This is a genomic window from Ancylobacter sp. GW821-FHT10E12, assembly GCF_058809335.1.
Genome location: NZ_JBXASN010000010.1, coordinates 21,071 through 34,104, shown reverse-complemented (window position 1 = coordinate 34,104; position 13,034 = coordinate 21,071). Strand labels below are relative to the sequence as shown.

At 67.4% G+C, this 13,034-nt stretch carries 12 protein-coding genes; 8 read left to right on the top strand and 4 right to left on the bottom strand.

All coding sequences use genetic code 11. The features are described from left to right. Nucleotides 1-5: 5 nt before the first annotated feature. The 4 genes from AC1RU4_RS14985 to AC1RU4_RS14970 form a co-directional block, all read right to left on the bottom strand. On the bottom strand, nt 6-1,889 hold the full coding sequence (locus tag AC1RU4_RS14985) for a TRAP transporter large permease (RefSeq protein ID WP_492891898.1): 1,884 nt from the start codon (nt 1,887-1,889) through the stop codon (nt 6-8). A gap of 90 nt (nt 1,890-1,979) precedes the next feature. Then, a complete protein-coding gene (locus AC1RU4_RS14980) occupies nt 1,980-3,029 on the bottom strand; it encodes a TRAP transporter substrate-binding protein (protein WP_492891897.1) in 1,050 nt (349 codons plus the stop codon). 57 nt (nt 3,030-3,086) lie between these two features. Beyond that, a complete protein-coding gene (locus AC1RU4_RS14975) occupies nt 3,087-3,707 on the bottom strand; it encodes a glutathione S-transferase family protein (protein WP_492891896.1) in 621 nt (206 codons plus the stop codon). A 4-nt stretch (nt 3,708-3,711) separates the two neighbouring features. After that, nucleotides 3,712-4,671, bottom strand: a complete 960-nt coding sequence (locus tag AC1RU4_RS14970) for a carbon-nitrogen hydrolase family protein (protein ID WP_492891895.1) — start codon at nt 4,669-4,671, stop codon at nt 3,712-3,714. A gap of 195 nt (nt 4,672-4,866) precedes the next feature. Between AC1RU4_RS14970 and AC1RU4_RS14965 the strand changes: the two genes are divergently transcribed. From AC1RU4_RS14965 to AC1RU4_RS14930, 8 genes are all read left to right on the top strand, one after another. Then, entirely contained in the window at nt 4,867-5,811 is a 945-nt protein-coding gene (locus AC1RU4_RS14965) for a LysR family transcriptional regulator (protein WP_492891894.1), read from the top strand. A 111-nt stretch (nt 5,812-5,922) separates the two neighbouring features. Next, nucleotides 5,923-7,029: a tartrate dehydrogenase gene (locus AC1RU4_RS14960; protein ID WP_492891893.1), complete on the top strand. Its 1,107-nt coding sequence runs from the start codon at nt 5,923-5,925 to the stop codon at nt 7,027-7,029. 17 nt (nt 7,030-7,046) lie between these two features. Then, entirely contained in the window at nt 7,047-7,991 is a 945-nt protein-coding gene (locus AC1RU4_RS14955; protein ID WP_492891892.1) for a ketopantoate reductase family protein, read from the top strand. Between the two features lie 177 nt (nt 7,992-8,168). After that, entirely contained in the window at nt 8,169-8,585 is a 417-nt protein-coding gene (locus tag AC1RU4_RS14950; RefSeq protein WP_492891891.1) for a PqqD family protein, read from the top strand. A 1-nt stretch (nt 8,586) separates the two neighbouring features. After that, nucleotides 8,587-9,615 carry a hypothetical protein gene (locus AC1RU4_RS14945; protein ID WP_492891890.1) on the top strand — a complete coding sequence of 343 codons (1,029 nt, stop codon included), beginning with the start codon at nt 8,587-8,589 and terminating at the stop codon, nt 9,613-9,615. After that, on the top strand, nt 9,612-10,289 hold the full coding sequence (locus tag AC1RU4_RS14940; protein ID WP_492891889.1) for a glycosyltransferase family 2 protein: 678 nt from the start codon (nt 9,612-9,614) through the stop codon (nt 10,287-10,289). Before AC1RU4_RS14945 ends, AC1RU4_RS14940 begins: the two co-directional genes overlap by 4 nt. A gap of 11 nt (nt 10,290-10,300) precedes the next feature. Continuing rightward, a complete protein-coding gene (locus AC1RU4_RS14935; protein WP_492891888.1) occupies nt 10,301-10,990 on the top strand; it encodes a glycosyltransferase family 2 protein in 690 nt (229 codons plus the stop codon). Then, the gene (locus AC1RU4_RS14930) at nt 10,987-12,996 is read left to right on the top strand and encodes a nucleotidyltransferase family protein (protein ID WP_492891887.1); all 2,010 of its coding nucleotides are present in this window, start codon (nt 10,987-10,989) and stop codon (nt 12,994-12,996) included. The genes AC1RU4_RS14935 and AC1RU4_RS14930 overlap by 4 nt, the downstream gene beginning before the upstream one ends. The last annotated feature ends 38 nt before the right edge of the window (nt 12,997-13,034 follow it).

The window sequence follows — 13,034 nt, the reverse complement described above, 5'->3', positions numbered from 1 at the left end:
ACCTCTCAGAGAAACCCGATCGATATCCAGGGAAAGGCCGCGACCAGCAGAAGCCCGATCACAAGGGCGATCATATAACCCAGGATCGGCTTCATGCCCTCATCGGGGTTGACGCGGCCGATCGCGCAAGCCGCGTAGTAGCCGACGCCGAAGGGCGGGGCGAACAGGCCGATACCCATGGCGAGGATCACCACCATCGCATACTGGACGTCGTGCACGCCGACCTGCCGGGCGATGGGAAACAGGAGAGGCCCGAACAGGACGATCGCGGGAATGCCCTCCAGCACGCTGCCGAGAATGATGAAGGCCACGATGGACACCAGCAGGAAGGTGATGTGCCCACCCGGCAAGCCGGCTATCGCCGCGGCCAGGTCATGGGAGAAGCCTGATTGCGTCAGCGACCAGGCCATGCCGGTGGCCGCGCCGATGATCAGGAGGATGGAGCCCGATAGCGCCGCGGTCTCCACCAGCATGTTCCCCAGCCGCTTCCAGTCGAACTGTCGGTAGACAAACAGACCGACAAAAGCCGCATAGACGATCCCGATGGTCGAGACTTCCGTGGCGGTGGCGACGCCTTCGATGACGGCCATGCGGATGACGAACGGCAGCGCCAGGGCGGGCAGCGCGACGACAAGGCTGCGCGCGATCTGGCGCCCCGTCGCGCGCTGGACATGCGACAGGTCCTCATGCCGATAGCGGAACCAGACCACGGCGCACAAGGTCGCGCCGAGGACGACGCCCGGCAGCAGCCCGCCGGTGAACAGGGCGGCGATCGAAACGCCGGTCACGGACCCGATGGTGATCAGAACGATGCTCGGCGGAATGGTCTCGGTCTGTGCACCCGTGGCGGCGAGCAGCGCGACGAGGTCGCCGGGCTTGGCGCCGCGCGCCTTCATTTCGGGAAACAGCACCGGCGCTACTGCGGCCATATCCGCTGCCTTGGCGCCGGATATGCCGGAAACCAGATACATGGCACCCACCAGCACATAGGATAGCCCTCCGCGCACATGGCCCAGCAGGCTCGCCAGGAACGCGACCATGGTGCGCGCCATGCCGGTCATCTCGATAAGCAGTCCGAGAAACACGAACATCGGCACGGACAGCAGGATGAGGTGGCTCATTCCCTCCTCCATGGTGCCGACGACGACTTCGAGCGGCACGCTGGTGGACAGGGACAAATAGCCGAATGTGGCGAGGCCAAAGCAGAAGGCGATCGGGACGCCGGAAAAGACCAGCCCGGCAACCAGCACGACGAAGAAGACGAGCAGATTGAGATTGCCGAGAGCGGGAAACACGCTCCCCATCATCCAGAATGCAGCGGCGGCGGCAAGCGGGAGGCCAAGGGCGGCGCTGCCGCTCGACAGGCTGGAGGATCGCACCAGCCGAATGGCGCCGAAGGCGACCATCAGCACGATGCCGCCCGGTAATGCGGCGGCGCGCCAGGCATTGGAGATTTCCAGGGCCGGCGTGAGGATGACCACCTCGTTGGCCGCGTAATGGAAAGCCGGTCCCGCCAGCAGCGCCAGGAACAGCATGCCGGCCGTCAGCGCGACATTGTCCACGAAGGAACGCCATCCCTGCGGCACCTTGGAGACGAAGGCGGTCATCCGCATGTGCTGGCCGCGGTGAAACGCCACGACCGCACCAAGCATGGAGAGCCATAGAAACAGGATCGCGGCGATTTCGTCGGCCGAGACCAGCGGCCGGTGAAAGACATAGCGGGACACCACGCCGGTAAAGAGAATGAGGATCTCCGCAACCACGAGGGCGGCGACGACGAGTTCAACCGTCGTGGCGAGCCTTTTCTCCGTGGCCTCCAGCAGCCCGGTCCGGGCGCGTAAGGTCGAGGATCGTTCGACGGAACCCGTCTCGGCCTGTGTCGGCATCATGCTCGCATCCTTCCGTCGTTCCGGCAGCGGTAGGTGTCGAGCCCACGCTCATGGGTGGGCCCGCATCGACTTCCCAGCAGATTGGATTTCTCAGGACAGCTTGCCCGCGTATTTTTCCAGAATGCTCCAGGCTTCGGCGCCGTAGCGTCCGGCCCAGTCCGTGTAGTAGCCGCTGGTGCGCAGTGCCTGCTTGAACGGCTCGGGATCGATCTCGTTGACCGTCATGCCATGGGTCACGAGCTGGGCACGATAGTCGTCGTTCCGCCGCTCGGAATCGACACGCTGCACCAGTGCCGCATCGTTGAAGTGCCGGGAGACGATGGCCTGGGCATCGGCGGGCAGCGCCTTCCATGCCGCGCCGTTGGCGAGCAGCCAGGAGCCGTCCCACATGTGGTTGGTCAGGCTGATATATGTCTGGACCTCGTAGAATTTGGCGGCGGTGAAGACGGCGATGGAGTTTTCCTGTCCCTCGACGATCCGCGTCTGCAAGGCCGAATAGACTTCCGCCAGGTTGACCGCGGCCGGCGAGGCGCCGAGCGCTTCGAACAGCGAGGTGTAGGCCCGACTGACCGGAACGCGGATCTTGAAGCCGCGGAAGTCGTCCGGTGCCTTGATCTGGCGAGTGCTGCTGCTCACCTGTCGAAATCCGGTGTCCCAGCATTTCTCGAACGCATGGAGACCCGCCTTGTCGAAGGCGCCGCGTATGTGTGCGCCCAGTTCGCCATCGAGCGCGGCCCATATCGCCGGGTAGTCCTTGAAGGCGAAGCCGACGCCGCTGATGGCGGCCACGGGTACGAAGCTCGACACGATGACGCCGGCGCCGGAATAGAACTGCAGCGCGCCCGAGCGCACCTGCGAGATCATCTGGGTGTCGCCGCCCAACGCGCTGTTGCCGTAGACGCCGATCTCGACGAGACCGTTGGTGTCCTTGCGGATTTTCTCGGCGGCTTCCAGGGCGCGCTGGTGCACCGGCAGGTTCTCGGGGTAGGGATGGCCGAGACGGTAGCGGAACTGCGGTGTCTGCGCGCGCAGCGGGCGCCCGCTGACTGCACACAAGGCCCCTGCGCCAGCCGTGGCTTTAAGGAACATGCGTCGTGTCGTCATGATCGATCTCCTCTGGAAAGGCATGAGGCCGGCCACCGTCTGCGGGCAGCTCGGTCGGGCATCGTCGTGGTGCTGGAATGGTGGGTCGGACGCCTAGGGCGAACCGGGGTCGGTCGCCTGCATCGAGGGGCGGAGCCGGAAGACATCGAACCAGCGTGCCAGGGCGGCGCGGCCGGTGCGCCAGCCGAGATGGGCGAAGCGGAAGTCCAGATAGCCCATCGCGCAGGCCATGCTGATCGTCCCGATATCGATGTCGTCGGTCGATGGCGGGCCGCTCTCAAGCGTGTCGAGGGCGAGCAGGATCCGTCGCGTCTGCGCCGCCGACCACTCGTCCCAGGCGCGCCCGGACGGGCGGGCCTGTTCGAACCGGCACAGGATGGCGGCGTCCATGATGCCGTCGCCGATCGCCTGTCGACGAAGCGCCCGCCAACGCGCGGGACCGCTTTCGGGGAACATGCGGGGATGTTCGGACAGCGCGTCGAGATACTCGCATATCACCCGCGAATCGAAGATCCGTTCGGTGCCGTCGATCAGGACCGGGATCTTCACCAGAGGCGTCACCTCGGCGAGCTGGTCGTGAGCCGCGGTTCGCAACGGAACATGCGTGCCCACCTCGGTGAGGACGAGATCGATCCGGTCGTCTATCGCCTTCTCGTTGGCCACGACCCGGGCCTTGCGAGAGAACGGCGAGAAGGGCGTGTAAAGGAGCTGCATCGCCTCAGACCGTGCTGCGCAGCGTTGTCCGCGCGCGCTCGTCGACCAGCAGCTGGAACACGTCCGGGCGGCTGTAATGGCCGACCGGATCGAAATCGTAGCGGGCTCGAAGAAGGTCCCGCCGGTCGAGCTCGGCGGTCAGGATCGCTTCGCGGTCCCAGGCGGCATCCGCCAGTATGTTGCCCATGGGGCCGATGATGCAGCTGCCGCCCCGCGACATGACGGTGTCCGGTTCATCGCCGAAGGGGGTCGGATAATCGTCGGGATAGTCGCTGCGGCGGCAGAACTGGTTGGCCGTCAGGACGAACACGCGCCCTTCCAGCGCGATGTGGCGCATGCTCGGCAGCCAGCTGTCCCGTCCGTCGGCCGTGGGCGCGCAATAGATGTCGATACCCTTCGCGTACATCGCGGCACGCAGGAGCGGCATGTAGTTTTCCCAGCAGATGACGGCGCCCAGTCTGCCATGGGGTGTGTCGACAACGGAGAGGGTGGAGCCGTCGCCTTGTCCCCAGACGAGGCGTTCGGAACCCGTGGGCATCAGCTTGCGATGCTTGCCCAGATAGGTGCCATCCGGCCCGAAAAACAGCACCGTGCAATGCAGCGTCGCGCCGTCGCGCTCGATGACGCCGATGACCAGATGAACCCTGTTCTGGGCAGCAATGGCCGCGAGCCGTTCGAAATCCGCGCCCGGAACCAGCAGGGAGTTTTCAGCGTACCGCCGATACCATTCGCGTCCTTCATCCGAACGCGCGCCGATCCGTGCGCCGAAGTCGAGGCCACGGGGATAGGCGCTGACGAACGCTTCCGGGAAGAGGACCAGTTGCGCCCCCGACCTAGCGGCATCCGCGGTGAGATCGGCGACCTTGTCGAGGGTCCGGGCGAGATCGAAGGCGACAGGCGCCGCCTGGACGACCGCGACGGAAACCATCGGGCTGGCCGCAATATCCGCGTCGAAAGCGTTCATGAGTCACCTTGGGTCCAAGCAAGTTTCATTCCCGTGGATGCTGTTGGTTTGACGCCTCATTGACAATTTCAATGTGCCGACGTCTGCTTTGCGTATCTTGCAAAGCGGTACGGGGAGTTGCCGACGACCTGCAGGCGCCTCGGGCAGCGGCTTCCAAGGAAGGCCTTTCGGCGAATCCAGCTTCAGGGGGAACTCATGGGCCGATCCAAGATCGTCGGCGCGCTGCCGCGCATGCCGCTTCAGGTTCTGCGGTACGTCATCTCCATCGCGGAGCACGGTTCTACTCTCGCCGCCGCACATGACGTGCATCTCACCTCGTCCGCACTGAGCCGCCAGGTCGCGCAGCTGGAGCACGAGCTCGGCGTGACGCTGTTCGAGCGGCATTCGCGCGGCATGCGGCCAACCAGTGCGGGGGAGGTCTTCATCGAGGCCGCCCGGCATGTGTTGCGCCGGATGGATCGGCTGGCGGCGGATTTGGACGACGTCCACGCGCTCAAGCGCGGCCACGTCTCGGTCTACGCTTCGGAAGCCCTGGTCCCCGATTATCTCATGCCCAGGATCAGTGCGATGGCCCGCAGCTACCCGAACATCAAGACGGATATCGTGGTCGCCTCCGGCCGGCAGGCGGAAAGGGCGCTGCTGGAAGAACGGGCGGACCTTGCGGTCGTCTTCAACGCACCGAGCCATTCGGAGCTTGAAATCGTCGCCGAACACCGCAGCCGGCTGGTCGCCATCGTGAGCCGCGAGCATGACATGGCCGCCCGCGGCACGGTTGCCAGCGTCGACCTGCTCGACGGGACGTGCCTGGCTTTGCCGCCCCGGAGCTATGCGACGCGGGTGGCCTTCGACGCTCTCCTGCCGCCGGAAAAAGGCGGGACCGTGCCGCATCTCACGGTGAATTCCATCGCCGCGCTCAAGCTCTACGCGCGTTCGGGCGCCGGAGCCGCGATCGTGCCGGCCTTCGCCATCTGGGGTGAAAATGCCGATGAGGCACTGGTGGCGCTGGAGCTGGAAGGCGCCGAGCACAATGGCACGCGCGTCTGCCTCTGCCGTCATTCAAACCGTCAGCTAAGTGCGGCGGCCAACTACATGCTCGACGAGCTGGCTTCCGCGTTTCCGCAAAACGCGGAAGCGCGCTGAGGCGGAGCCGGACCGCGGCAAGCGGATACAGGAGCCCTTGCCCGGTCGATTTGCGCATCACGCAAAGCTCGCTTCCCTACATTGAGGTTCTCACGGCCCGCGCCGGCACCGATGATCCGCCACCGCAAACAAGCAGGCAGTGTGGGCGTCGTGACAAAGACATATCGGATCGCCGTCATTCCCGGTGACGGCATCGGCAACGAAGTGGTTCCGGCGGGACAGGAAGTGCTGGAAGCCGCCGCGCGGCGGCATGGCTTCGCCTTCGAATGGCACGGCTTCGACTGGAATTGCGAGCGCTTCCTGAAGACGGGACGCATGATGCCCGACGACGGCATCGACCAATTGCGAGGCTTCGATGCCATCTATCTCGGCGCGGTCGGCTATCCCGGCGTGCCGGACCATGTTTCCCTCTGGGGCCTGTTGATCCCGATCCGGCGCAGCTTCGATCAATACGTCAATCTGCGTCCGGTCAGGTCGCTCAAGGGCGTGGAGGGCGCGCTCCGGCCGCCGTTCGGCGACGACATCGATTTCTACGTCGTGCGCGAGAATACCGAAGGCGAATACTCGCAGCTCGGTGGGCGCATCAACGAAGGCCGCGCCGACGAACTCGCGATCCAGCAATCCGTCTTCACGCGCCATGGCTGCGATCGCGTCATGCGCTATGCCTTCGAGCTCGCACGCGGCCGCAAGGGCTATGTCGCCTCCGCCACCAAGAGCAACGGCATCATCCACTCGATGCCGTTCTGGGACGAGCGGTTCAAGGCCGTGTCGGGCGATTATCCCGACATCCGCACGGACCAGTTCCACATCGACATCCTGACCGCCCATTTCGTGCGGCAGCCGGGAAGATTCGACGTGGTGGTCGCGTCCAACCTGTTCGGCGACATCCTTTCCGATCTCGGCCCCGCCATCGTCGGCTCCATCGGCATCGCGCCGGGCGGCAACATAAATCCCGAGCGCCTGCATCCCTCGATGTTCGAGCCCGTGCATGGTTCAGCCCCTGACATTGCGGGCAGGGGCATCGCCAACCCCATCGGCCAGATCTGGTCCGGGGCAATGATGCTCGATCATCTCGGAGAGCATGCCGCGGCACGCGCCGTCGAGGGTGCGATCGAGGCGGTGCTGGCGGATCGGGATGCGCCTCGCACGGCGGATCTTGGCGGCACGGCCGACATGCGTACCGTCACGCGGGCCATTTCCAGCGCGATCCAAGTTTAGGTTTACAAGGAAAAATCATGAGCGATCCAAGGATCCTGGTGCTCGGTGCCGGAGGCATCGGCGGCTATTTCGGCGGGCGTCTCGCGGAGGCGGGGGGCGACGTCACCTTCCTGGTGAGAGAGCGTCGGCAACTCGCCCTCCAGCGTGACGGGCTGAAGATCGCGAGCCCGTTCGGCGATGCGCGCATCACCGTCAAGACGGTCCTGGCGGCGGAACTGGCGCCCGACTACGATGTCGTTCTCCTGACCTGCAAGGCCTACGACCTCGACGACGCCGTGCGCGCCATCACCCCCGCCATGAGCGCATCGTCGGCCGTGCTGCCTTTGCTCAACGGTGTCGCTCATATCGATCTGCTGAACGACGTCTTTGGAAGCGGGCGCGTCCTTGGCGGCAGTGCCAAGATACAGGCCACGCTGACGGAGGACGGCACCGTCCGGCAGCTCAACGACTGGCGGTTTCTCACCTTCGGCGAGCAGTCCGGCGAGATGAGCGAACGTGTTCTCGCGATTGCGTCGTCGTTCGCGCGAGCCAGGGGTGTCGAGGTGGAAGCCGTCCCCGACATCATGCAGCGCATGTGGGAGAAACTGGTGCATCTCTCCACGGCGGCGGCAATGACCTGTCTCATGCGCGCCAATGTGGGCGAGATCGTCCGCACGCCGCAGGGCGGCGAGCAGCTTCTGCGTCTTCTCGACACCGTCAGCGAAGTTGCCGCCCGAAACGGCCACCGGCCGAGCGAGGCGTTCATGGCGACCTATCGCGCGATCTTCTCCGAACCCACCTCCGCCTATGCGACCTCCATGCTGCGCGACATCGAGCGGAAAGGGCGTACCGAGGTCGACCACATCATCGGTTACGTCATGGGCAAGGCCATTGCCGCTGGGATCGACGATCCGACGCTGCGCCTCGCCTTCACCCATGTGAAGGCCTATGAGCAGCGGCTGCTCGCCGGACGCGCGGCTTAGAAATGGTTTGAGCCGCCAGCGTAGGGAGGCCTGCCGCGGACCTCTGCGCCGCCGCCGCTTTTGGGTTGAAACCGGCACGTGCAACGTCATAATTATCCGGCATGCCCCGCGCGATTTGGTCCGGGTGCTTCCGGCCGCAAGGCGGTGATCATGCGCGGAGCGAGCAGGGATTTGCCAATGGCCGCCGTTCTCGATCGTGTTTTCGCCTCGGCCGGACCCGAAGTGATCTTCGAAAACTTCGGCGACGAAACGGTGATCGCCAATCTCGAGACGGGCTTCTTCTATGCCGTCGACGCGTCGGGACCCGACATCTGGAAGGCGCTCATCGCCGGTCATACCGGCCGGCAGTTCGCTGCCGTGACGGGGGGCGATCCCGCCGAAATCGCCCGCTTCATCGACGAACTGCAGGGCGAAGGTCTTCTCGTGCCGGTGCCTGCCGTGGCGCGGGAGGAACTGCCGGCCCCGACGACCTTCTCTTCGCCGACGCTCCAGAAGTTCGACGATCTGCAGGGGCTCCTGCTGGTGGATCCGATCCACGAGGCCTCGCCCGCGGGATGGCCCTTTGTCGCCACGTCCGACGAGCCGCATCGTTGACGTGAACGCGGCCGATTCACTCGAACCCGTGCAGGCCGACACCGTCGCGGCGCTTCTTGCCTCGGCGGCGAAGGCGCCGGTCGCGGCGATGCGCCTGGTGACGGCGGGGCCGCTGACGATCCGGCTGCAGTTCGGTGACGGCGACCTCGCGGGCCTGTTCGCCGACGCATTCCACCCGGCGTCGGAGCCGGGTAGGGACGAGCCGCCATGGTCGCTCTTCGTGCTCTCGGGCGATGCCGGAATGCCGCTGCCGCTGGCCGGCTTCAGCGCCGCCGAGCCGGACATGCGCCTTGTCGAGAGCGCCGACACCTATTGCCTCTGGATGGGCCGGCATTCGCCCTGCCTCTATGTCGTCGACCGGCCGGGCCGCCGTGCGGTCTGCTGGGTGGCCGACAAGGCGGCGATCAAGGCGTGGGAGCGCTCGCGTCCTTTCCTGCCGGCGATCCAGGCCATGTTCGACGATACGCCCTGGATCGCCGTCCATGCGGCCGCGCTCGCCAGGGACGGGCGCGCCTGCGTGTTCACCGGCCCCGGCCGCGCCGGCAAGACCACGCTCAGTCTCGCCGGCCTGGGCGCCGGCTGGCGCTTCATCGGCGACGACTACGTTCTCCTGCGCACGGATGACGCGCCGGCGGTCGCACCGCTGTTCGCGACCGCACGCCTGCGCGACGACATGGCCGCCCGCTTTCCCCACCTCGCCGCGGCACGCACCGCCATCTCCCATGATTTCGCGGAGACACGCCACGAACTGAACCTCACTGGCCTCGCCGGGCTGCATGCCGGCGAGGCGGCGCTGCGGGACATCCTGTTTCTCGAACGCGTCGGCCGTCCGTCACCGGATTTCACCCCGATCCGTCGCTCGAACGTTCTCGTCAACCTGGCCGCCAATACCATGGTCGCGACGCCGGGCGCGAAGCAGGCGCGGCTGCACAAGATCGCGCGGCTGCTCACGGCCCTGCCGCCGACGCGTTTCGATCCGGGTCCCGACAGCGAGCGTGCGCTCGCCGCGCTTGCGGAACGTCTGTCGTGAAGGGCGCGCCGGCGACCGTCAGCGCCGTCATGCCGGTGCATAACGGCGCGGCCTTCATCCGCGACGCCCTGGCGAGCGTCCGCAGCCAGACACGTCCCGTCGACGAGATCATCGTCGTGGACGACGGTTCGACGGACGACACCGCTGCCATCGTGCGGCGGGAGCATCCCGACGTCGTCCTGATCGCGCAGGACCGCGGCGGCCCAGCGGCGGCCCGCAATGCCGGCGCTGGCCGCGCCCGTGGCGAGGCGCTCGCCTTCCTCGATCATGACGATCTCTGGCCGCCCGGACGCATGGCCGCGCTCCTGGACGCGTGGAGCGCCGAGCCGGAGGCCGACATCGTATGCGGTGCGTTCCGCCTGCGTGCCGAGGCGGGGGTAGACGTCGACGAGCGGCTCCGGCGCGCCGAGCCGCATCCGACGCCGTTCCTGTTCCCGTCCCTGCTGATCCGCCGGTCGCTGTGGCTCGCCGTGGGAGGCATGGATGGCACGCATGACCATGCCGAGGATGTCGACCTTTACCTGCGCCTGGTCGAGGCCGGCGCGCGGATCGTGACGATCGATGCCGTGACCGTGCTCTATCGCCAGCATGGGCGCAACCGGTCGCGAATTGCCGAACGCAGCGCGCCGGCCCTGCTCGCGGCCATGCGCGCGGCGGCGCGCCGTCGCCGATAGAGGGGTTCCCCATGCGCATCTCCGTCCTGATCGCGTGCCGGAACGCCGAGGCCTATGTCGGAGCCGCGATCCGCTCGGTGCTCGACCAGCGGCCGGCGCCGTTCGAGGTGATCGCCGTCGACGACGGTTCGGCCGACCGGTCGGCCGAAGCGATGGCGGGCTTCGGCGACGAGGTGCGGCTCATCCGCCAGGACAACCGGGGCGTCGGCGCGGCACTCAACCGCGCAGCGGCGCAGGCGACCGGCGAACTGCTCGGGATCATCGACGCCGACGATCTGTGGCTCCCCGGCAAGCTGGCCGTGCAGGTGGCCGCCCTCGCGGCGGATCCCGGCCTCGACGCCGTATTCGGCTTCATGGAGACCTTCGCGAGCCCCGATCTGGCGGCCGAGGATCGTGCCTCCCTGCGCCTCGCCACCACGCCCCAGCCCTGCCTCATGAAGAGCGCCATGCTGGTCCGCCGCGCGGCCTTCGAGCGCGTGGGCGGGTTCGACCCGGACCGCCGCGCCGCCGATTTCATCGACTGGTACGCGCGCGCCGTCGGCCTGGGCTTCAGTTGGCGGCTTCTGCCCGACGTGGTGTGCCGCCGTCGCATCCATGCGCACAATATGGGGCGGCAGGACCGGGAGCGGCAGCGTCGGGACTACCTGCTGACGATGAAGGCGTTTGCCGATGCCAAGCGCGGGCGGAGCGGCCCGTCATGAACGGCTTGCCGCTGGCTGACCGCGATCGCTGGTTGCTCGAAGCCTGTCTGCGCGACGACGTGCGGGCCCTCGAATCCTTCAGGCAATGGCGGCGCTATGCCGATCCCGACCACATGCTGGGGCGCGAATTGCGGCTGATGCCGCTGCTCCACGCCAATATGCTGCGGCTCGGTTTCTCCGATGACCGGCTGGCCTGGATCGGCGGGCAGGTCAAGCACATCTGGCTGGCCGGGGTGCTCCGTCGCCGGACGCTCATCAAGGCGCTGGACCTCCTTGAGGCCGCCGGCATCGACATTGCCCTGATGAAGGGCGCGGCCTTGATGGCCCGCTACCCGGAAACCGTCAAGACACGGCCTTCGGGCGACTTCGACCTGCTGATCCGCCCCGACGCGGCACGGGCGGCGATGACCGTGCTGAACGAGGCCGGCTGGCGGGGAGCGCTGGGGGAGGCGTTTTCGGAGACCGACTTCGAGCGCTACCACGCCATCGGCCTGAGCGATCCGCGCGGGACCGCGATCGACCTGCACTGGCGGCCGGCGGCGGCGATCGCGGTGCCGCGCCATGCCGACGGGGTGAGGATGCGCTGCATGCCCGCACGGCTGGACGGACGCCCGATCCTGGTCGTATCGCTGACCGATCATCTGTTTGTCCTGCTTGCCCATGCCTTTCACGACGAGATCGAGCAGCGGGCGGACTGGATCGCCGAGGTGGACCTGCTGTTCCGGCTGTCGCCCGCCGACGGATGGGACTGGGCGCTGTTTCACCGGCTCGCGCGCGAGTTCGAGCTTCAGCGCTGGATGCGGAAGTCCCTGCTGACGGTCCGGGAGGTCGCCGGGCGCCCGCTGCCGCCGGGCGCGCTGAAATCGCCGCTGCTGGCGAATCCGTGGCATGTCCGGCGGCAGGACCGCGAAATCGGGTTGCGCGGGCGCCCTGCGGTATCGCCCGGCGAGCGCACGGCGCGGTTGCGCGGGCAGAACGCGCGCGGCTTTTCCAATGACGGCTTCGACCGGGAGACGCCGCCCGATCGGGCCGTCGCGCTGTCGCTGCAGGGCCGGTCGCTGCGCGGGGCGGCATCGCCGCAATTCGCCGCCTTCCCGGACGACGTGGTCTTTCTCGAAGGCTGGAGCTTCCCCGAAGAGGGCTGGCGCTGGAGCGAGGCCGACGCCTGCGTTTTCGGCCTCCCGGTTGCCGGGGGCGTCGTCGGCGAGCCGTGGCGCCTGCGTCTGCTCCTGACACCCTTCGCGGACATCCGTGATCGCCTGAAGCTGCAGGCCTGGGCGGGGGACGGCCTGTGGAGCGGCGAGTTCGCCCCGGACCCGGATGGACTCTGCGTGACCATGACCGGGCGTCTGCTCGCCTATGGCGACGGTGCGGTCGCGGCCGTCTGGCTGGGGCTCGAGGGCCTGTTCAGCGACGAGGAGATGCGTGCCTTCACCACGGATTCGCGCCGCCTCGGCGTGCGGGTCGATCAGATCGACATGCTCACCACGGCGGAGGCGCAGGTGCGCCTGCCATTGCTCGATCGCTCGATCTCGCTCGACGGATCCGACAGCACCTGCCTGGCCTGGAGCGGTTGGGGCCCACCCGAGGCGTTCGGGCGCTGGACGGTGGGCGAGGAGGCGCGTCTCCTGCTCCGCCTGCCCGCTGTGGAGGCCGGCGCGGTCCGGGCCGTCGCGCTCAACGTGCGCCATGTCTTCGCCGATGGCGCGCCGCTCGGCTTAGACATCCGGGTCGACGACGCGGAGCCGGTCCGCTTCAGCCTGCCGGAGACGGCTGCCGCCGGCCGCGGCCTCTCGCCCGGCGGAATCGTGCGGGTCGTGCTGCCGGAGACCTGCGTGGCGGGTTCGGTGATCGAGATGACCATCACGCTGCACGGCCCCGTCTCGCCGCACGATCTCGGCCAGTCCGGGGACCGCCGCAAGCTCGGCCTCGCAGTGGCATCCGTCACGCCGGAGATGTTTCCGCCCGGCGGCGAGCCGGCCTCGCAAGCCGCCTGCCCGATCTAGCCGAGCGGTCACCCGCCTCGCGCAGGAGAGCGAGCCGA

Coding starts and splice junctions, on each gene's coding strand:
- AC1RU4_RS14985 (WP_492891898.1), bottom strand. CDS start 1,889: ATGATGCCGACACAGGCCGAGACGGGTTCCGTCGAACGATCCTCGACC.
- AC1RU4_RS14975 (WP_492891896.1), bottom strand. CDS start 3,707: ATGCAGCTCCTTTACACGCCCTTCTCGCCGTTCTCTCGCAAGGCCCGG.
- AC1RU4_RS14965 (WP_492891894.1), top strand. CDS start 4,867: ATGGGCCGATCCAAGATCGTCGGCGCGCTGCCGCGCATGCCGCTTCAG.
- AC1RU4_RS14955 (WP_492891892.1), top strand. CDS start 7,047: ATGAGCGATCCAAGGATCCTGGTGCTCGGTGCCGGAGGCATCGGCGGC.
- AC1RU4_RS14935 (WP_492891888.1), top strand. CDS start 10,301: ATGCGCATCTCCGTCCTGATCGCGTGCCGGAACGCCGAGGCCTATGTC.
- AC1RU4_RS14930 (WP_492891887.1), top strand. CDS start 10,987: ATGAACGGCTTGCCGCTGGCTGACCGCGATCGCTGGTTGCTCGAAGCC.
- AC1RU4_RS14960 (WP_492891893.1), top strand. CDS start 5,923: ATGATCCGCCACCGCAAACAAGCAGGCAGTGTGGGCGTCGTGACAAAG.
- AC1RU4_RS14950 (WP_492891891.1), top strand. CDS start 8,169: ATGGCCGCCGTTCTCGATCGTGTTTTCGCCTCGGCCGGACCCGAAGTG.
- AC1RU4_RS14970 (WP_492891895.1), bottom strand. CDS start 4,671: ATGAACGCTTTCGACGCGGATATTGCGGCCAGCCCGATGGTTTCCGTC.